General features: G+C 65.6%; 24 protein-coding genes. 16 read left to right on the forward strand and 8 right to left on the reverse strand.

Going from position 1 to position 17484, the window contains the following annotated elements; genetic code table 11:
* Window positions 1-170: 170 nt before the first annotated feature.
* The 8 genes from M5E06_RS13265 to M5E06_RS13300 all read right to left on the reverse strand — a co-directional run bounded on the left by M5E06_RS13265 (window position 171) and on the right by M5E06_RS13300 (window position 2804).
* Window positions 171-506, reverse strand: a complete 336-nt coding sequence (locus M5E06_RS13265; RefSeq protein WP_252138553.1) for a hypothetical protein — start codon at window positions 504-506, stop codon at window positions 171-173.
* Window positions 507-791 carry a hypothetical protein gene (locus tag M5E06_RS13270; RefSeq protein ID WP_252138554.1) on the reverse strand — a complete coding sequence of 95 codons (285 nt, stop codon included), beginning with the start codon at window positions 789-791 and terminating at the stop codon, window positions 507-509.
* A complete protein-coding gene (locus M5E06_RS13275; RefSeq protein ID WP_252138555.1) occupies window positions 788-1042 on the reverse strand; it encodes a hypothetical protein in 255 nt (84 codons plus the stop codon). The genes M5E06_RS13270 and M5E06_RS13275 overlap by 4 nt, the downstream gene beginning before the upstream one ends.
* Entirely contained in the window at window positions 1039-1239 is a 201-nt protein-coding gene (locus M5E06_RS13280) for a hypothetical protein (RefSeq protein WP_252138556.1), read from the reverse strand. The genes M5E06_RS13275 and M5E06_RS13280 overlap by 4 nt, the downstream gene beginning before the upstream one ends.
* 50 nt (window positions 1240-1289) lie before the next feature.
* Complete coding sequence (locus tag M5E06_RS13285) at window positions 1290-1562, reverse strand: hypothetical protein (RefSeq protein ID WP_252138557.1); 273 nt, start codon at window positions 1560-1562, stop codon at window positions 1290-1292.
* Window positions 1555-1764: a hypothetical protein gene (locus M5E06_RS13290; protein WP_252138558.1), complete on the reverse strand. Its 210-nt coding sequence runs from the start codon at window positions 1762-1764 to the stop codon at window positions 1555-1557. Before M5E06_RS13290 ends, M5E06_RS13285 begins: the two co-directional genes overlap by 8 nt.
* Window positions 1765-2041: 277 nt before the next feature.
* Window positions 2042-2611, reverse strand: a complete 570-nt coding sequence (locus M5E06_RS13295) for a GIY-YIG nuclease family protein (protein ID WP_252138559.1) — start codon at window positions 2609-2611, stop codon at window positions 2042-2044.
* A gap of 1 nt (window position 2612) precedes the next feature.
* On the reverse strand, window positions 2613-2804 hold the full coding sequence (locus M5E06_RS13300) for a ribbon-helix-helix domain-containing protein (RefSeq protein ID WP_252138560.1): 192 nt from the start codon (window positions 2802-2804) through the stop codon (window positions 2613-2615).
* Between the two features lie 106 nt (window positions 2805-2910).
* Here M5E06_RS13300 and M5E06_RS13305 point away from each other — a divergent pair, with 106 nt between their 5' ends.
* The 16 genes from M5E06_RS13305 to M5E06_RS13380 all read left to right on the forward strand — a co-directional run bounded on the left by M5E06_RS13305 (window position 2911) and on the right by M5E06_RS13380 (window position 17481).
* Window positions 2911-3096, forward strand: a complete 186-nt coding sequence (locus M5E06_RS13305) for a hypothetical protein (RefSeq protein WP_252138561.1) — start codon at window positions 2911-2913, stop codon at window positions 3094-3096.
* Window positions 3093-3311, forward strand: a complete 219-nt coding sequence (locus M5E06_RS13310; RefSeq protein WP_252138562.1) for a hypothetical protein — start codon at window positions 3093-3095, stop codon at window positions 3309-3311. The genes M5E06_RS13305 and M5E06_RS13310 overlap by 4 nt, the downstream gene beginning before the upstream one ends.
* A gap of 240 nt (window positions 3312-3551) precedes the next feature.
* Window positions 3552-3779 (forward strand): hypothetical protein, encoded by a 228-nt coding sequence (locus tag M5E06_RS13315; protein WP_252138563.1) that lies wholly within the window; start codon window positions 3552-3554, stop codon window positions 3777-3779.
* Window positions 3780-3791: 12 nt separating this feature from the next.
* Window positions 3792-4085, forward strand: a complete 294-nt coding sequence (locus tag M5E06_RS13320) for a hypothetical protein (protein ID WP_252138564.1) — start codon at window positions 3792-3794, stop codon at window positions 4083-4085.
* 905 nt (window positions 4086-4990) lie between these two features.
* Window positions 4991-5926 (forward strand): flavin reductase family protein, encoded by a 936-nt coding sequence (locus tag M5E06_RS13325; RefSeq protein WP_252138565.1) that lies wholly within the window; start codon window positions 4991-4993, stop codon window positions 5924-5926.
* A gap of 35 nt (window positions 5927-5961) precedes the next feature.
* Window positions 5962-7473: an aldehyde dehydrogenase gene (locus M5E06_RS13330; protein WP_252138566.1), complete on the forward strand. Its 1512-nt coding sequence runs from the start codon at window positions 5962-5964 to the stop codon at window positions 7471-7473.
* Window positions 7474-7518: 45 nt separating this feature from the next.
* Window positions 7519-8634, forward strand: coding sequence for an LLM class flavin-dependent oxidoreductase (locus tag M5E06_RS13335; protein WP_252138567.1), 1116 nt, complete (start codon window positions 7519-7521; stop codon window positions 8632-8634).
* Between the two features lie 2 nt (window positions 8635-8636).
* Window positions 8637-9476, forward strand: coding sequence for an alpha/beta fold hydrolase (locus M5E06_RS13340; protein ID WP_252138568.1), 840 nt, complete (start codon window positions 8637-8639; stop codon window positions 9474-9476).
* A complete protein-coding gene (locus tag M5E06_RS13345) occupies window positions 9469-9867 on the forward strand; it encodes a carboxymuconolactone decarboxylase family protein (RefSeq protein WP_252138569.1) in 399 nt (132 codons plus the stop codon). The genes M5E06_RS13340 and M5E06_RS13345 overlap by 8 nt, the downstream gene beginning before the upstream one ends.
* The gene (locus tag M5E06_RS13350) at window positions 9864-10178 is read left to right on the forward strand and encodes an NIPSNAP family protein (protein WP_252138570.1); all 315 of its coding nucleotides are present in this window, start codon (window positions 9864-9866) and stop codon (window positions 10176-10178) included. Before M5E06_RS13345 ends, M5E06_RS13350 begins: the two co-directional genes overlap by 4 nt.
* Before the next feature lie 230 nt (window positions 10179-10408).
* Window positions 10409-11536 (forward strand): quaternary amine ABC transporter ATP-binding protein, encoded by a 1128-nt coding sequence (locus tag M5E06_RS13355; RefSeq protein WP_502801978.1) that lies wholly within the window; start codon window positions 10409-10411, stop codon window positions 11534-11536.
* Window positions 11529-12491, forward strand: coding sequence for an ABC transporter permease (locus tag M5E06_RS13360; protein ID WP_252138572.1), 963 nt, complete (start codon window positions 11529-11531; stop codon window positions 12489-12491). The genes M5E06_RS13355 and M5E06_RS13360 overlap by 8 nt, the downstream gene beginning before the upstream one ends.
* A gap of 70 nt (window positions 12492-12561) precedes the next feature.
* Complete coding sequence (proX, locus tag M5E06_RS13365) at window positions 12562-13602, forward strand: glycine betaine/L-proline ABC transporter substrate-binding protein ProX (protein ID WP_252138573.1); 1041 nt, start codon at window positions 12562-12564, stop codon at window positions 13600-13602.
* 111 nt (window positions 13603-13713) lie between these two features.
* Complete coding sequence (locus tag M5E06_RS13370) at window positions 13714-14322, forward strand: amino acid synthesis family protein (RefSeq protein WP_252138574.1); 609 nt, start codon at window positions 13714-13716, stop codon at window positions 14320-14322.
* A gap of 23 nt (window positions 14323-14345) precedes the next feature.
* Window positions 14346-15605 (forward strand): MFS transporter, encoded by a 1260-nt coding sequence (locus M5E06_RS13375; RefSeq protein WP_252138575.1) that lies wholly within the window; start codon window positions 14346-14348, stop codon window positions 15603-15605.
* Window positions 15606-15687: 82 nt separating this feature from the next.
* Entirely contained in the window at window positions 15688-17481 is a 1794-nt protein-coding gene (locus tag M5E06_RS13380; RefSeq protein ID WP_252138576.1) for a helix-turn-helix domain-containing protein, read from the forward strand.
* The last annotated feature ends 3 nt before the right edge of the window (window positions 17482-17484 follow it).

Genomic DNA, 17484 nt, shown 5'->3' on the forward strand with positions numbered 1-17484 from the left:
GGGACCAGACCGACTGGCGCGGCGGCCATCGGATGAACGAGTTGGACAAGGAATACGCTGCCATTATGGCGGATGGTTGATCGTTGCTGCCGGGCGGGTAGTGCCTCGCCCGGCGTCCTGTCGCTCAGAGCTCCCCAAGTCCGTCAGGTAGCGCAGGCCTACCGCATCACTCAGAACGCCACGTCATCGAAAATCTGTCGGCCGTCCTTGTCGAAGTAGAGGACTTCCGGCCGGTCGCCCGGCTTGTCGCAGTCGGGGCAGGGAGTGACAACGCGCGCCGTTCCTGGCAGATCGTGGCTCTCCCGTGGCGCCTCTCCCTTCCTGCCGCATGTCGGGCACTCCAGGGCGATGAGGTTGCCGTGGACCGGGTTGCGGCATTGCCCGCCATTCTCGAATGACCAGCCGCACGAGCACTTCACCCAGCACGAGCACGTCCAGGCTTTCGCCCCGCACTTGGTGCAGGCAAAGGACGCCGTGTCGAACAACGCATCAATCGGCTTGCGCATTCAATCCCCCAGTCCTGGCGGCTTAGGAGATGCTGCGACCATGGTCCGATAGGTCGCTATGGCCGGATCGTACTGGTCTGGCGACTTGATGGCCGCGTAGACCTGCTTGATCGTCGCGTCCTTCCGCACCACCGCCCATCCCGCCGCCTCCAGCGATCCCAGATAGGCCGCAATGGCTGCCTTGGCGAGTTCCCCGCACTCGTCCCATCCAACTTCGTTGTCGGGGTTAGCGGCAAAGAGCGCGCCCTGCACGGCCTGGATGATGGCGTCGTCTTCCTTGCTCATGGCGTCCCTTCCGGTTGCAGTGCGGCCTTTGCCCGTTCCAATCGGTCAATCACCCCCTCATCGGTGGGGCAGGGGCGGGTGTCTGGCGGCCAGTGTCCACGGATCATGTCCGCTGCCTTGGTGGCAATATCCCGCTGGCGCCGCTTCTCTCCCTTTCCCACAGACTTCACGGATGCGGCATGCTCAGCATTGGCCCCGTGGACGCTTGCCAGCCAGAGGGCGCAGCGCTTCCAGTATTCGGCGGCGGTCATGGCGTCTTTACCTCTTTCAGCGCTGCATCGATCATTGCCGCCCACACCTCTCCGTTCCCGGCCTGCACCATCGGTCCCGTGGCGGCTCGCATCGCCTGCAGCAGATGCCGTGCGACCCACTCACCGCTCGCCTGTGACCGCGCGTTGCCCATCTCATGCAGCGTGCGGCCCATGCGCTTGGTCATGGTCTCAGACATGGCTTCCCCCCTGTGTATCGGTGTCGGTGGCGGAGGGCAGACGCGCTGCCTCAATCATCTTCGCCATCCTCTTCGCCCTCCGGGATGCAGTCCACGCAGATGACTTCCCCGTCCGCTGCCAAGTTCGCATTGATGTTGCACGACTGAGTCCAGATACCGCATTCCTGGCACCGCTCAATGTTGTGATCCAGGGCAGCGTCCTCGGCATCGCATCCGGTGATGGCGGCGATCTCTTCCTCTTTGTCGAGGGTCATCTGGTAGCCGATGAGGCTGTGGACCAAGGCGGCTACCTGCTCCTTTTCGGCGTCGGTGAGGTTAGCCATTCTCGGCCTCCTTGGCGGACAGAGCGGTACGGCCCGCCGTGTTGATCTCCCATCCAACCGGATAGCCGTCCCGGCGCTGCGCCAGTCCCATTCGGCCAAGGGCGGCAAGGATAAGCTGGCTGGATCGGCCGGACGGGTTCCATGGCTGCGTCAGGCAGGCCAACCGATTGAGCGTCGCTAACTGATTGCTGGTCAGCTTCATGGGTTGGGCTCCTGGGAAGGGGTGGCGGACAGGCGAGCCGACGCTTGGTTCCACAGGCGCACCGCATCCTCACGCGCCCCGAAGTGGTCATCACGCTCGCGGCCTCGGCTGGTCGGTCCCTGCGCTCCACAAGCCCCGCACGTCACGGCGTAGGACGGAGGCGGCCCATACCCGTTATAGAAAAGCTGCGGGTATTTGTGCTCATGGCCGCAGAATGGGCAGGCGTCGATATGGCCGTACTGGCCTTGCTCAACGTCGATGTAGTCGCCGCTCTGCATCACTCATCCCCCTTTGTCTCGCGGCGGACGCCTGCACCGCCTGACTTGAGGCGCTTTACGAGCTGGTCACGCAGCCGTGGCGACATCAGGTCGTAGGCGATGCAGAACGCCCGGATGCCCAGCGGCACGGCGCGGCTGTTCTTGTCGTCCGGTGGCAGGGTCCAGCGCCAGACCGTGCCCTTTTCGGTGCCCAGCCAAGCGGCGAACTCGACCTGTGTCAGTTGGTGCCTTTCGAGGAAGGCGATAAACTCGCGCCTATCATCCTCCTTGTCCTCATCCGTTCTCTCGCGTTCCTCATCAAGCGTATCAAGCGCCTGCTTGATTGCCTCCCTGGCCTGACGAACGCTGATGTCGAACCATTCTCCGCACTTTCTCCGCTCCCTCAGAAGAGAGTGGGCGGCGGCCTCAATTGCGCGAGCCTTCCCGTCTGGTATTTCCTTCGCGAAGTGAACAACGAGTTCTTCCGGATTTCCGGTCTGCAAGGCAACGCACCTGCGCTTTACGTCAGAGGCGACGCCGATTTTCACAGGTCCGGATGAAGCCCCAATCACGTACACGCTCTTATTCATTTCATTCGCTCCGATCCTGCGCCAGCTTCCCGAGCTTGCCCGTGGGCGTCAGGTAGCGTCGGCGCTTAAGCCCTTCCTCCATCAACACCTCCGCCGCGCTCGACACTGAGCGGCGCTCGTCTTCGGCGAAGCGCTCAAGCGCCGCCTGGACATCGGCGGACAGGCGGAAGGTGGTGGGCTTGTTCTTAGCCAAGGTATGCGCTCCGATTACCGTTTGTCGCACAATACCACCTCCTTTTTCTCTTGCCCATGGTATGCGAAGCGAATACACTTGGCAACACAAAACGACGGAGGCCAGCATGAGCATCGCCCAAGCCACAGCGCAGGTTCGCCACAGCGATCAAGCCGCGAAAGCGGAGTGCGACGGCTGGATCGACGCCATGATGGACAACGGCGACTGCTCGTCTCGCTGGCGCTTCCCGCCGCTGCGGGCTGCGTACCTTCGCGGCTACGAGCGCGGCATGAATGAAAGGGCTGCGGCATGACCTTCACCGTCGGCAGCAAGGTCACGATTTCGAAAGACGCCGCATACCGCTTCGGTGGCGACGTTGGCGTGTACGCTCAGCGTGGCGTGGCTGGAACGGTAACGAACGTGCAGCCGTGCGGCCGGCTTGGCCTGCGGTACACGGTCAAGTTTCCCCCGAAAGGCGGCGTGCCTGTCTGGACGGAACTGTTCGCCGACGAAATGACCGCCGCCTAGCCTCTCCTCCCCCACCCCCGATCCCCCAGCGGAAAGACAACGGAGCCTGACAATGAGCCGCAGAGCACACATCAAGCGCGCGAAGATACTGCGCGGGAGAGACGAATGCACAGTCAGTTCCAACATGGGCGTGTTCAGCGGCCCTATCCCGAGGGACGCCACCCCCGATCTTCGGAAATCGCTGGAGAAGGAAATCAGGCTGGCCCAAGCCCTTCGCGGATACTACCAGGACTGACCACCATGCCCAAGCCCATCACCGGCCTTCCCCGCGGCCACGTACCACGCTACCGCCCACCGGCCGACAATTCGCACTTGTTCGGCAGCTACCGCGAAGAAGCCGCCAGCCTCAAGCGCGCTGCCGACGCCGCTGAATGGGCCGGCGACACCGCCAAGGCTGACGAGCTACTGGCGAAAGCCAAGCAGTGCCGGATTGACGGCGCTACGTGCGACCTGATGCCCTTATTCTAGGAGACCAGCCCAATGAAACTCAGCCCCGAAGCCCTGGAGACCATGGGCGAAAGCGCCAACGACGGCTTGATCCACCCCTATGTGTGGGGACCGGCTCTTGTCGGCGCAGCGCAGCAGATCAAGGAATTGCAGGCCGCCATCTCCACAGCAGAGGCCGACAGGAAAGCCATCATGGAGGTGGTGCGGCAGTTATCCGACCCAAACAACTGGAACGCCAACCGAAACATGTGGGTGCGCCCTGACGATCCTGTCCGGCTGGCGGCATCTGTCCTGCGCTCTGAGGCGGAAGGGAAGGGCACGCCATGAGCCCGCGCCTCAAGTTCCTCTAGGGCTACGCATCCGGCTGCTGGACGATGCTGCTGCTGTATCTGGCGAGCGTAGCGCTACGGTAGGGCAGGGCAGCTAACTACCGCCACGGTATCCTCGCATCAATCCCCACAGCGATCCTATCCCGCCCGGCGCCGCACGCGCTACACCGCCATGGCAAGTTGGCCGGATGCCGGCCATACCCCCAGCGCATCAGCAGCGGGTGCGGGTCAAGCTCCACCATGCGGCCGCAGGCTCGGCACCGGACGGCGACAGTGTCGTTGTGCCGGCACCAGTCGCCAAGGCACCTAAATTCCTTCGTGCTCATACCTCATCACGCCGCAGGACGGTTATCCCGTCAACGACAAAGGCCGCCTCACTTGGGCGGCCTTGTGCTTTTGGCGACACGCTCATCCGTCATCGGGACAGATGCGCCAGAGGATGAAAATGCAGAAACCTATTTACACAATATGTGGGGAAACCTATCGCATTTGACATGCATGGACAAACAGGCAACGGAAAGGAAACGAAATTAGCAGACAGTTTATTTCGCTACGATCCTATTTTGGGAAACTTTTCACTTAACGCATAAGGAGCCTTATGGAAATAAGGCGTCGATTATGCGACATCGCATAAGAAGGCACTTGTGCCCGGCCATATCGTCACAATCAACCCGACGCCCACCAGGGCGGCGGTAACCGATGCATCCGCGTCGTAGCTGCCGGGACAGGAGGCGTTCCTCGGAATCGATGGGACAAAATGTCGCAGCTTCCGCTGCCCCGGAGGAAGATGGCCGCGTCCGCCTGGCGTAGCCTCGTCCTTGTCATGGAAGGGAGGTTGACGTGACAGTCTCTTCGAATGAACCAACGCCCATAAATCAAAGGGACCTTCGAAACGCATTCGGCATGTTCCCGACCGGGGTCACGGTCGTCACCGTGCTTGACGAAGAGGGAAATCCGCGTGGGATCACGGCGAATTCCTTCACGTCCGTTTCACTCGATCCTCCGCTTGTCCTGGTCTGTATCGGCAACCGGTCGTACAGTTTTCCGATCTTCTGCAGCGCGCCATCCTTTGCCGTGAACCTGCTGCACGAGGGACAGGCCGATGTCTCCAGCCTTTTCGCCTCCCGTTCACCTGAGAAATTCCGCTCAACCGGGTTTGGCCCGAAACACACCGGCGCGCCGGTCCTGACCGATTGCCTCGCCTGGTTCGATTGCACGGTGCATGACCGTGTCTTCGCCGGTGACCATCTCATTCTCATCGGTCGTGTACAGGACTTCGGTCCAAGCGAAACGGCAAGCCGGACAGCTCCGCTCGGCTTCTGCCGAGGCAAGTACACGACGGTGCGCGACCCTCTGGACGCCGGTGCAGAGGCACCGCACGGCATTCAGGTCGGCTACCTCGTCGAGGCGGACGACGGCATCCTGCTGCAGTCCGACGGAGCGGGCGGTTGGCGCCTGCCGGGTGGTCGCAGCCGCAAAGCCGAACGGTCACTGCTTCTGGCTGACGGGGGTACGCTGCCGCTGCGGCCGGATGACAGCTTCCTCTATTCGGTCTTCGACATCACCGGACAGGACGCCGGCTGTCTGGTCTATCGCGCCCGCCTCTCCACCGACGCGGCAACCACGACCCTGCCGCCGGGCTTTCGCTTCTTCGCGCTCGACGCCCTGCCCTTCGAGGCCATGCCGATGCGCGAGACCCGGGCGATGCTGCGCCGCTATGTCCGGGAACGGCAAGCGGACCGCTTCGGCATCTACATCGACTCAAGCGATGGCGGGCGGCTGGCGATGGTCGACGGCAGCACCTCTTCCTGGCCCGGCGCTTTCGCCGAAAACGGCTGACCCCCGCCGCTCCTTCACAAAAATATGAGATCGCGATGCACACCACCTGCAGATCGCTCGAAGGCACCCGCCGCGCCCTCTATATCGGCGGACGGTTCGTGGAACCGAAAAGCGGCCGCTACATCCCGAGCTACGATCCCACCACCGCCGAGCCCTGGTACGAGCTGGCCGACGCCGGCGCGGAGGATGTCGACGACGCCGTCGCCGCTGCACGGGCCGCATTCGTCGATCCGGCCTGGCGGCGCATGACCCAGAGCGACCGCGGCAAGCTCGTGCGCCGTCTGGCCGAGCTGATCCTCGCCAACGCCGAAGAACTGGCGCTGATGGAAACCCGAGACAACGGCAAGCTGATCAAGGAGATGCGCGCCCAGATGCGCGCCATCCCCGACAGCTACCTCTACTTCGCCGGGATGGCCGACAAGCTGCAGGGCGACACCATCCCGGTAAACAAGCTCGACATGCTGAACTTCAACCTGCGTGAGCCGCTGGGTGTCGTCGGCATGATCACGCCGTGGAACTCGCCGCTGATGCTGCTGACCGGCACGCTGGCGCCCTGTCTGGCCATCGGCAACACGGTGGTGATCAAACCGTCGGAACACGCCACCGTCTCTACCCTGGCGCTTGCCGAGCTGGTCACGGAAGCCGGCTTTCCGGACGGCGTGGTGAATGTGGTGACCGGCGGCGGCGGAACCGCCGGAGAGGCGCTGACCCGCCATCCCGCCATCGCCAAGATCGTCTTCACCGGCAGCACCCAGACGGGCAGCCGCATCGCCGCCAATGCCGCCGCCAACCTCGTGCCGTGCCAAATGGAGTTGGGCGGCAAGTCGCCCCATGTGGTGTTCGGTGACGTGGACATCGAGCGGGCAGTAAACGGTGTGGTCGCCGGCGTCTTCGCCGCCGCCGGGCAGACCTGCGTCGCCGGGTCGCGCTGCTTCGTCGAGGCCTCCATCTACGACCGCTTCGTCGAAGCCCTGGTCGCCCGCACCGGACGCATCACCGTCAACCATCCGATGGAGGAGAACACCGACATCGGTCCGCTCGCCCTGTCGGCCCAGCTCGCCAAGGTCGAGGGCTATGTCGCCTCGGGGTTGCGCGACGGTGCCCGGCTGGCGGCCGGCGGCCGGCGGCCCCAGGCGGCCGGCCTGGAAAAGGGCTGGTACTACGAGCCGACGGTGCTGGCCGACGCGCGCAACGACATGGGCTTCATGCGCGACGAGATCTTCGGACCGGTCGTCGGCGTGGTGCCCTTCGCCTCGGAAGACGAGATGATCGCCATGGCGAACGACACCCGCTATGGCCTCGCGTCCGGCATCTGGACCAGCGACATCGACCGCGCCATGCGCTTCGCCACCCGGATCGACGCCGGCACGGTCTGGATCAACACCTACCGCGCCGCCGCCTACATGTCGTCGAACGGCGGCTTCAAGCAGAGCGGCTACGGCCGGCGTGGCGGCTTCGACGTGATGCGCGAGTTCTCGCGCTCGAAGAACGTCGTCATCGATTACTCCGGCGCCATGCAGGACCCCTTCGTCATCCGGCTGCGCTGATCCGCCCCGACCGGGCTTCTTCTCCCCCGAATAAAGGATCAGGACATGAAGTTCGCCGTCGCGCTCGCCATGGAGCGCTTTTCACCGGACACGCCGATGAGCGACGTGACCAGCACCATGCTGGAGCTGGTGAGAATGGCCGACCAGGGCGGTTTCGAGACCCTGTGGACCGCCGAACATCACACGATCGAGTGCACGATCTCCCCCAACCCCTTCACCATCCTGACCTGGCTCGCCCAGCATACCGAGCGCATCCGCCTCGGCACCGCCACGGTCGTCGCTCCCTATTGGAGTCCGATCCGGCTGGCCGGGGAGGCGGCGCTGTGCGACCATCTGACCGGCGGCCGGCTGGAGTTCGGCATCGCCCGCGGCGCCTACCAGTACGAGTTCGACCGCATGGCCGGCGGCATGCCCCAGCAGGAGGGTGTCGCCTACATGAAGGAGCTGGTGCCGGCGGTGCAGAAGCTGTGGGCCGGCGACTACGCCCATGACGGCCATTACTGGAAATTCCCGCTGGCGACCTCGGTACCCAAGCCGTTGCAGACGCCACACCCGCGCATCTGGGTGGCCGCCCGCGATCCCGGCACCTTCGACTGGGCGGTCGGCATCGGTGCCAGCATCCTGTCGACGCCGCTGGCCGCCCCGGCCGCCGAGATCGCCGTGCTGGGCGAAAAGTTCCGCAAGGCGGTGGCCGACCATCCTGAGGTGCCGCGCCCGCGCTTCATGATGCAGCGCCGCACCTGCTGCTACGAGCGGCCGGAGGAGGCCGAACTGGCAGTGCGGCACAGCATCGACTATGGCCGCAGTTTCGAGAACCTGTTCCAGAACATCGGCACGGTGACCAACGGATTCCCGACCGCCGTTTCCTACGAAAGCGTCGCCGGCCGCGACAATTACAAGCCGGAGAATGTCCTGAAGAACCTCATGTTCGGCACGCCGGACGAGGTGATCGAAAAGCTTCTGGATTACGAGGCGGCGGGCGTGGACCAGTTCTCGCTCGGCCTGTCCTTCAACCTGCCGTTCGAGTTGCAGCGCAAGACGCTCGACCTGTTCACCCGCGAGGTGCTGCCCGTCTTCGCCGCCCGCGAACGGGACCGGCAGCGCGAGGAGGATCGCCGCATTGCCGCGGCGGCGCCGCGCATGGCTGCGGCGGGACGTTGACCATGGCGGCATCCCGTCACTTCACAGTCGGGCCGGTGACGCTGAACTACCGGCTTGACGGCCGGGGTCCGGAGCCGCTGGTCTGCGTCCACGGCGTCGGCTCCTACCTGGAGGCCTGGAGCGGTGTGGTCGAACGGCTCGCCGACCACTTCACCATCCTGACCTTCGACCTGCGCGGCCATGGCGGTTCCACCCGGATCAAGGGCCGCTACGAGATCGACGATTTCGTCGGCGAGACGCTGGCTCTGGCCGACCATGTCGGGTTCGACCGCTTCAACCTGGCGGGATTCTCGCTCGGCGGGCTGATCGCGCAGCGTCTGACCTTGAACCACCCCGAGCGCGTCAAGCGTCTCGTGCTGCTGTCCACCGTCGCCGGCCGCAACCCGGAGGAACGGCGGCGGGTGCTGGACCGCCTGGCCGCCTTGCAGGCCGGCCGGCCGGGTTCGCACTATGATGCCTCCCTGTCGCGCTGGCTGACGGAGGGGTTCCAGGAACGCAATCCGGACCTGATCCGGGTGCTGCGTCGGCGCAACGCCGAGAACGACCCCGATTGCTACGCTGCCGCCTACCGCGTCCTGGCGGAAACCGACTTCGGCGGCTTCCTCGACCAGATCCGCTGTCCAACCCTGATCGCGACGGGCGAAGAGGATATCGGCTCCAACCCGCGCATGGCCCGCACCATGCACGACAGCATTCCCGGTTCCGAACTGCACATCCTGCCCGGCTTGCGTCATTCGATCCTGATCGAGGCGCCGGACGCGGTGGCGGGGCTGATGAGACGCTTCCTGAAGCCCGCCGACCATTCCGCCAACCATTCCAGGGAGATCGCAAGCCATGGATGAGCCCCTGCAACGGGCGGGTGAACGCGTCCGACGCGACGTGCTCGGCGACGCCTATGTCGACCGCGCGATGGCTGCGGCCGACGACTTCTCCCGCCCCTTTCAGCAGATGGTCAACGAATATTGCTGGGGGCAATGCTGGGCGGACGACGCGCTCGACCGCCGCCAGCGCAGCCTGCTCAACCTCGGCATGATCGCGGCGCTGGGCCGCATGCACGAGTTCGAGATTCATTTGCGCGGCGCCATCCGCAACGGCCTTTCCGACGCCGAACTGCAGGCGGCGCTGATCCAGATCGCGGTCTATTGCGGCATTCCCGCCGGCGTCGAGTGCTTCCGCATCGCCCGCAAAATCCGGCAGGAGATCGCCGAGGACCGCACGGGAGGCACGCCATGATCGTCGAGGAACGGATGTACCGCATCCGCTCGGGCAAGCTGCGCGACTATCTGGCGCTCGTGCAGAATGAAGGGCTGGAGATTCAGCAACCGATCCTCGGCAACCTGATCGGTTACTTCGTCAGCGAGATCGGCCCACTCAACCATGTGGTCCATATGTGGGGATACGCGGATTTCGAGGACCGCACCGCCCGCCGCCAACGGCTCTCCGAGGATCCGCGCTGGCAGGTCTTCATCCCGAAGCTAACGGCACTGATCGAAACGGCGGAAAACCGCATCCTGCTGCCGACTGCTTTTTCGCCCCTGAGATGACGGAGAGGCTGCGCCCGCATGCTCCGGTTCGCAGGAATGATTGGGCTGCGTTTCCTCCGTTTGACGGGAAGACAGGAAGAGGTTCAGTTTTTCTAAATGGGCATAAGTAAAAAACTTTGAAGACAGGGAAAGCCCACCGACCACAACGATGGGAGACGGTTGTGACCGAACGACTGAGGGTAGAGAATCTTTGTAAAGTTTTCTCCAAATCTCCCGAGCCGGCTCTGAAAATGCTCGCGGCCGGTGCGAAGAAGTCCGAAGTGCTGGCAAAGACCGGAATTGTCGTAGGGTTGAACGACGTTTCACTGTCGGTGCAGAGCGGCGCCATCTATATGGTTATGGGGCTGTCCGGGTCGGGCAAGTCCACCCTGGCGCGCTGCATCAACCGGCTGAACGAACCGAGCGCCGGCCGCATCCTGCTGGACGGCCAGGACATCGTCGCCGCCGGAGAGGCGGAACTCCGCGACATTCGCCGCACGCGGATCTCGATGGTGTTCCAACACTTCGCCCTGCTGCCCAATCGCACCGTCGCCGAGAACGCGGAATTCGGCCTGAAGCTCCAGGGGGTGTCCCCCCAGGTCCGGCGGCGCCGGGCGGAAGAGGTTCTGTCGATCGTCGGACTGGCGCGCTGGGGAAACCATTATCCCCACGAGTTGAGCGGCGGAATGCGCCAGCGGGTCGGCTTGGCCCGCGCGCTTGCCACCGACGCCGACGTGCTCATCATGGACGAGGCGTTCAGCGCGCTTGATCCGCTGATCCGGACGGAGATGCAGGACGAATTGCTGCGCCTCCAGCGCACGCTGAAGAAGACCATCCTGTTCATCACCCATGACTTCCAGGAAGCGCTGAAGCTCGGCACCCGGATCGCCATCATGGCCGATGGCGAACTGGTCCGCGAAGGCACGCCCCAGTCGATCGTGCTGGAGCCCGGCAGCGACTATGTTGCTGCCTTCACCCGCGAGGTCGACCGCTCGCGCCTGTTCGATGCCCGCTCGGCGATGAGCCCGGTGCAGCCCGTGCCGCTGACCGCCGGACTGTGCCTCGCCGAGACCGGCGATGGCGGCGGGCTGGTGCTGGACGACGGCGGGCACGTCGTCGGCGTGCTGGACGCCGAGACGCTGCGGGGCCTGCGCGAGGGCAAGCCCTATGGGGACGCAAACTTCGGAACCCTCCGCAAGGATTTCGTCACCGTGCGCGAATGCGACAGCCTCCTCGATGCCGCCCGCGCTCACCGGGCCGGACGACCGATGGCGGTCGTCGACGAGGAGGGCCGGTTGACCGGAACGCTCGCCGGCGACCGCATCCTGGCCGGCATCGCGTCGGCCCCTCCTCACCCCGTGGGAGGTCTGCATGCTTGACGCCAACGACCTGAACGTCTTCCCCGTCGACGCCTGGATTCAGGACGGCGTCGCCTGGATCGCGCTGAACCTGCGCCCGCTCTTCCTCGCCATCAAATGGCCGGTCGAATATGTCCTGACCCTCAACATCTTCCTGCTTCAGGAAATCCCCTTCCTCGCCGTCGTGGCGGTGGCGGTGCTGCTGGCCTGGCGCCTCGCAAGCCTGGGCGTCGCCTGCTTCACCGGCGTCGCCCTGATCGCCATCGCCGCCCTGGGGGTGTGGTCGGAAGCGATGACGACCCTGTCGCTGATCACCACCGCCATCGTCATCTGCGCGGCCGTCGGCATCCCGATCGGCATCGGCTGCGCCCGCAGCGACCGTTTGTGGGGCGTGGTCCGTCCGATCCTCGACATCATGCAGACCACCCCGACCTTCGTGTATCTGGTTCCGGTGGTGATGCTGTTCGGCGTCGGCACGGTACCGGGCGAGGTGGCGGTGGTGACGGCGGCGGCACCGCCGCTGATCCGCTTCACCAATCTCGGCATCCGCATGGTCGAGACCGAGATGGTCGAGGCGGGCCTCGCCTTCGGCGCCACCAAGCGGCAGCTGCTGTGGGAGGTCCAGCTTCCCCTCGCCGTGCCGACCATCCTCGGCGGCCTGAACCAGACGGTGCTGACCGCGATGGTGATGTCGGTGGTCGTCGCCATGATCGGGGCGGAGGGGCTGGGGCTGGTGGTGCTCCAGGGCCTCGGTCGGCTCGACGTCGGCCGCGCCGCGGTGGGGGGCATCGCCATCGTCCTGCTCGCCATGGTGCTCGACCGCATCACCCAGAAGCTGGCCCAGCCCGGCGGCCCAGGCGGACGCCCGCTGCTTCGCAGCCTGCGGGCGCTGGTCCGCTCCGGCAGACCGGTGGAGGACAAAGGGGTCGCCCGATCGGCCGTCTCCAATCCCGTCATCTCCAGTCCGGACCAGTGATCCCAGCCCGCGCCGTACTTCCAGTCCCGGCCTCATCCAATCCCGTCCCGCCCCGCTCGAGGAGACCGCCATGCGCTTCTTCACCGCCAGATCGGCCGTCAAATCCCTGTCCGTCGCCGCGTTCCTCGCCCTGGCCGGCGCCCAACCCTCACTTGCCGCCGACCTGCCCGGCAAGGGAAAGACCATCCGCTACGCCCAATCCGACAGTCTGGGCGCCAACTACGTCACCGCCCAGATCGTCTCCGCCGCCTTCAAGGAATTGGGGTATTCGGTCAAGCTCAGCACACTCAGCACGACCCTGTTCTTCCAGGCGGCCGCACAGGGCGACCTGGACATCGCCACCGACATCAACTTCCCCCAGCGCGAACCCGCCTTCCGCAAGGTGGAGCAGCAGGCGATGATCGTCGGCGGCGGACTGATCAAGGAAGGCGGCGTCAACGGCTATCTGATCGACAAGAAGACGGCGGACGCCCATCACATCACCTCGCTGGAGCAGATGAAGGATCCGAAGATCGCCGCGCTGTTCGGCAAGGGCGGCAAGGCCGATCTGGTCAATTGCGATCCCGGCTGGAGCTGCGGCGACGTGGTCGATTACCAGCTCGACAAGTTCGGCCTGAAGGACACGGTCAACTCGGTCCGCGGCAAGTACGAGCCGCTGATGGTGGAGGCCGTCGCCCGCGTCCGCCGCGGCGAACCGGCCTTCTTCTATGCCTGGAGTCCGTCCTGCGTCACCAACACGCTGATCCCGGGCAAGGACGTGGTCTGGCTGCCCACTCCGTTCGACGCCCTGCCGCCGTCGGTGCCCAACAAGGGAACCGCCCTCGTCAAAGGCGTATCGGGCTGCGCCGGCGACGCTGATCCCTGCCGGATGGCCATGGCGTCGTGGAACTGGAACACCGTTGCCAACCGCGACTTCATCGCCGCCAACCCCGCGGTGAAGGCTCTGGTCGAATCCATCGGCTTTCCGCTGCAGACCTGGGCCGGCTGGGAACGCAGCATCAGCGAGAAGGGCGCCAGCGAGAGCCACATCCGCGCACTCGCCCAGGAATGGCTCTCCGCCAACAAACCCACGTTCGAGCAATGGGTTGCCAGCGCCAAGGCGGCAAGCTGAACCGTCGCGCGGACCAGGCAGCGCCCAATTAAACAGCGTCAGGTCGCCGGCCGCACTCACCCGGTTCGGCCGGCGACGGGATCGAAATTCAAGAAAATCGAACGGACCATCATGGACATTGGACTGCGAAAGATCTCCACCTTCATCGAGGAGACCATCGTCGAAGGCGGCAAGCCGGCCGAACGGCCGATCACGTCGGTCGTGGTTGCCGCCGTGCTGCGCAATCCCTGGGCCGGCCGGGGCTTCGTCGAAAATCTGCGGCCGGAAATCCTGCGCGTGGCGCCGGTGCTGGGGGCGGAGATGACGCGACGGCTTGTCGCCCTGATGCCGGCAGAACGTATCGAAGCCTACGGCAAGGCCGCTTCGGTCGGCGTCAACGGCGAGGTCGAGCATGCCTCGGCCCTGATCCATACCCTGCGCTTCGGCAACATGTTCCGCGAAGCGGCGCAGGGAACCACCTTCCTCAGCTTCACCAACACCCGCAACGCCCCGGGCGCGCTGCTCGCCCTGCCGATGATCCACAAGACCGAGACCGGCAAGCGGGCCCATTTCCTGACCGCGAACTTCCAGGTTCCCGACGCACCCGGTCCCGACGAGTTGCTGGTTGCCATCGGCGCGTCGGACGGCAGCCGCGCCCACCCGCGCATCGGCGACCGCTTTCTCGACATGGAGGAGATGGAGGCCGAAAAGGTCGGCGCCCTCACCCCCGCCCGGACCTGAGCCGGACGGAGACGCGGAGATTGATGCCGCCGTTGCTGCCGGTCATGGCCGCTGCCATTCTGCTTCAGGCCGGAAACGGACTGCTCCAGGCCCTGCTGCCGTTGCGCATGCAGGCACAGGGCCTGTCGGCGGCCGATATCGGCATGGTCGCGTCCGGTTACGGCATCGGCTTCGCCGCCGGCTGCCTTGCCGCCCCCAGGGTGGTTCGCCGTCTCGGCTTCGTCCGTGCCTATGCCGGACTGGCCGCGCTCATGGCGATCCTGGTCCTGGCCTTGCCGCTGGCCGGTGGCGGCATCGGTTGGTTCCTGTTGCGCGCGATGACCGGCGTCGGGTTCGCAGGCCTGTTCACGGTGGTCGAAGGATGGATCGGCACCGGAGCGCAGAATGGCCAGCGCGGGCGCATCCTGGCGATCTACATGGTCACCACCAAGCTGGCGCTGATGGCCGGTCCCCTTCTGCTCGACCCCGGCGGCGACCAGCCCTTCCGCCTGCTGATCCTCCTGATCCTGCTCTCGGTGCTACCGGTTGCCGCCGCCCGCCCTGCCCGCACTGCCCTGCCGACGGCCGTGACGCTCGACCTGCGCGGGCTGTTCAGGCTGGCGCCGTCCGCCCTGGTCGGCTGCTTCGCGGTCGGCGTGGTAACCGGCACGATGACCGCGTTCGCTCCACTGTACGGGCTGCGCATCGGCATGTCCGCGTCGGCCGCCGCCACACTGCTCGTTGCGCTCCAGGGCGGCAGCCTGCTCGCCCAATGGCCGCTCGGCGCGCTGTCGGACCGGCGCGACCGGCGCATCGTCATCGCGGCCGTGGCGGCGAACGGCGCCATTCTGTCCGCCGGCATGGCGCTGTTGCCGGCCGGAAGCCCCGAGTGGCTGGTATGGACGGGCTTCGCACTGTGGGGCAGTCAGGTCCTGTGCATCTACGCCCTGTGCGTCGCCCATGCCTGCGACGTGGTCCCAGCCGGTCGCATCATTCCCACGGTCAGCGGCCTGCTGGTGGTCTGGGCCGCCGGAGCGATGATCGGCCCCGTCCCCGGCGCCCTGCTGATGGACAGCTTCGGCCCGTCGGGCCTGTTCGTCTATGCCGCTGCCGGCTGCGCCGGACTGACCGGCTTCGTCCTCGTCCGTCGCGTCATACGGGAACGGGGGCAGAAGTCCGGACTTGCGGCTTTCCTCCCGCTGCCGGCCGAAAGCCTGACCGGGGTCGCAATCTCCAAGCCGCAAATGATCGTCGACGCGACAGGCGTTGAGACGGCGGACGGGGAACCGACGGAGGGACGCTGAGGTTCCGGCTTTTTCCGACCGCCATAGTCGGGTTAGAGTCAGCAGGATTTGATCCGGGGCCTGTCCCTTCAGCGGAGGAAACGTGGTCGAGACATCGCGCATCCAGTCGTTGCGCGTGGTGGCAAGCCTGATCAATTCAGGCGGCGATCTGGCGACGGTGCTTCAGCGCCTGGTCCTGGCCGCCTGCCGGCATGCCAACTGGTCGATGGGGTCGATCATGGCGGTGGACGTCGAGCATGGCTATGCCCTGGTCGTCGTCCGTCACGACCCGACGCTGATCCAGCGCCCCCTGCCCGACCGCTGGGAGCTTGCGACCAGCCCATCGCTGGTCGCCCTGCGGCGGAACGAGCCGGTTTTCATCCCCGACGCCCGGGTATCGGAGGAATTTCCCGGTTACCGCCGGGAGGCGTTCGAGCGCGACTATCACAGCGTGCTGGTCGTACCGATGAACTGCACCGACGACAGCGGCCGGCCGCTGGTGCTGAGCGTCGTCTCCCGCAGCATAGTCGAGGTGAGCGAGGAAGACCTGACCTTCATCGGCATGATCGTCCAGCTCGGCGAGATCGCGGTGGAACGCCAGCACCGATTGCGGGCGGAGTCCCTTGCCGCCGAACGTTTGCAGCGGGCTCTGGAGGTGAATACGTCGCTTCTGCGGCAAGCGCTGGAAGACGGGGCGATGGCCACTCTCCTGCCGCTCTTCCGCGACCTGCTGCCCTACTCGATCGTCATCGTCGACTTCACCGCAAACCTCGTCACCGCCGATAGGGCGCCTTGCGGCAGCGACATCGGCGATGTCGACTGGCAGGCGGCGGTCGCGACCAGCCTCGGCCCGTCGATCATGAAGGCGGCGCGCGATGCGATCGACCATCCCGCTGCCGGCGAAGCGACCCTGTTCTGGGAGGTCGGCGGCAAGCGCATCCGCACGGCCCCGCGCATCGACCCGCTGACCGCCGACGGCGAGGTGGTCGGTGCGCTGATGATCTTTCCGGGGCCGCAGCCCTACGGCCAGTCCGATCAGCTCCTGCTCGACGGCATCAAGCATGCTCTCAGCATCCAGATGCTGCGCAACGTCATCCGCTTTCGCTACGAGAACCGCACGCTCACCGATCTGTTCCTGGAACTGGTGGAACGGCGCTGGCGCGACCATCGCGACATCGGGGAGCGCGCGCTTCGGCTCGGCCTCAACCTCGTTCTGCCGACCCAGATGATCGTGGTCGGACTGCCCGGCCGCAGTCCGCGGGCGGTGAGCGCCGCGGCAGACCTCCACCTTCCGGTCCAGCGGCTGCTGGGGCCGAGCGGGGTTACCGGTACGCTCGTCACCGTTCCGGCCGGACTGGTCTGCCTCATTCCTGCCGTCGACGAGCGCAGCCAGGCGCCGGTCAAGCGGCTGATGGCGCAGATTGCGCGTTCCGTCGCCGATATCCTGCACGCCGAACCTTTCGTCGTGCTGACGAGCCGCTGCACGGCTCCGCCGGACTATGCGGAGGCATGGGAGCGCTCGTGGCGGATGATCCGGGTCGCCGAGGAGTTCGGTCGCCCCGGCGTGCTGGATGCCCGGCAGTTCGGCCCGCTGCCGATGCTGCTGGCCGCGGCGAACACCCACGAGGTGCGCGGCTATGTCGCCGACAGCATCGGCGCTCTTGTCGAGTACGACCGCCGGCATGGAACGCCCTACCTGGAGACGCTTTCCGCTTATCTGAAGACCGGATGCCGCACCAAGGCCTGTTCAGACCATCTTGGCGTGCACGTCACCACTCTGCGCTATCGCTTGACGCGCATCGCCGAGCTATTCGGCATCGACGTCGAAAGCCCGGAACGACGCTTCTCGGTCGAACTCGCCATCCACCTGAGCGGGGTTATGGACCAAGCCCATTGATCT

Origin of the sequence: Azospirillum sp. A1-3, from assembly GCF_023806445.1 — a bacterium.
GTDB lineage: Bacteria > Pseudomonadota > Alphaproteobacteria > Azospirillales > Azospirillaceae > Azospirillum.

Bases quoted from the DNA above. Each gene is read 5' to 3' on its own strand.
- M5E06_RS13375 (WP_252138575.1), top strand. From the start codon at position 14,346: ATGCCGCCGTTGCTGCCGGTCATGGCCGCTGCCATTCTGCTTCAGGCC.
- M5E06_RS13340 (WP_252138568.1), top strand. From the start codon at position 8,637: ATGGCGGCATCCCGTCACTTCACAGTCGGGCCGGTGACGCTGAACTAC.
- M5E06_RS13280 (WP_252138556.1), bottom strand. From the start codon at position 1,239: ATGTCTGAGACCATGACCAAGCGCATGGGCCGCACGCTGCATGAGATG.
- M5E06_RS13330 (WP_252138566.1), top strand. From the start codon at position 5,962: ATGCACACCACCTGCAGATCGCTCGAAGGCACCCGCCGCGCCCTCTAT.
- proX (WP_252138573.1), top strand. From the start codon at position 12,562: ATGCGCTTCTTCACCGCCAGATCGGCCGTCAAATCCCTGTCCGTCGCC.
- M5E06_RS13290 (WP_252138558.1), bottom strand. From the start codon at position 1,764: ATGAAGCTGACCAGCAATCAGTTAGCGACGCTCAATCGGTTGGCCTGC.
- M5E06_RS13360 (WP_252138572.1), top strand. From the start codon at position 11,529: ATGCTTGACGCCAACGACCTGAACGTCTTCCCCGTCGACGCCTGGATT.
- M5E06_RS13370 (WP_252138574.1), top strand. From the start codon at position 13,714: ATGGACATTGGACTGCGAAAGATCTCCACCTTCATCGAGGAGACCATC.
- M5E06_RS13315 (WP_252138563.1), top strand. From the start codon at position 3,552: ATGCCCAAGCCCATCACCGGCCTTCCCCGCGGCCACGTACCACGCTAC.
- M5E06_RS13285 (WP_252138557.1), bottom strand. From the start codon at position 1,562: ATGGCTAACCTCACCGACGCCGAAAAGGAGCAGGTAGCCGCCTTGGTC.
- M5E06_RS13275 (WP_252138555.1), bottom strand. From the start codon at position 1,042: ATGACCGCCGCCGAATACTGGAAGCGCTGCGCCCTCTGGCTGGCAAGC.
- M5E06_RS13295 (WP_252138559.1), bottom strand. From the start codon at position 2,611: ATGAATAAGAGCGTGTACGTGATTGGGGCTTCATCCGGACCTGTGAAA.
- M5E06_RS13355 (WP_502801978.1), top strand. From the start codon at position 10,409: ATGCTCGCGGCCGGTGCGAAGAAGTCCGAAGTGCTGGCAAAGACCGGA.
- M5E06_RS13310 (WP_252138562.1), top strand. From the start codon at position 3,093: ATGACCTTCACCGTCGGCAGCAAGGTCACGATTTCGAAAGACGCCGCA.
- M5E06_RS13265 (WP_252138553.1), bottom strand. From the start codon at position 506: ATGCGCAAGCCGATTGATGCGTTGTTCGACACGGCGTCCTTTGCCTGC.
- M5E06_RS13305 (WP_252138561.1), top strand. From the start codon at position 2,911: ATGAGCATCGCCCAAGCCACAGCGCAGGTTCGCCACAGCGATCAAGCC.
- M5E06_RS13350 (WP_252138570.1), top strand. From the start codon at position 9,864: ATGATCGTCGAGGAACGGATGTACCGCATCCGCTCGGGCAAGCTGCGC.
- M5E06_RS13335 (WP_252138567.1), top strand. From the start codon at position 7,519: ATGAAGTTCGCCGTCGCGCTCGCCATGGAGCGCTTTTCACCGGACACG.
- M5E06_RS13320 (WP_252138564.1), top strand. From the start codon at position 3,792: ATGAAACTCAGCCCCGAAGCCCTGGAGACCATGGGCGAAAGCGCCAAC.
- M5E06_RS13325 (WP_252138565.1), top strand. From the start codon at position 4,991: ATGTTCCCGACCGGGGTCACGGTCGTCACCGTGCTTGACGAAGAGGGA.
- M5E06_RS13345 (WP_252138569.1), top strand. From the start codon at position 9,469: ATGGATGAGCCCCTGCAACGGGCGGGTGAACGCGTCCGACGCGACGTG.
- M5E06_RS13270 (WP_252138554.1), bottom strand. From the start codon at position 791: ATGAGCAAGGAAGACGACGCCATCATCCAGGCCGTGCAGGGCGCGCTC.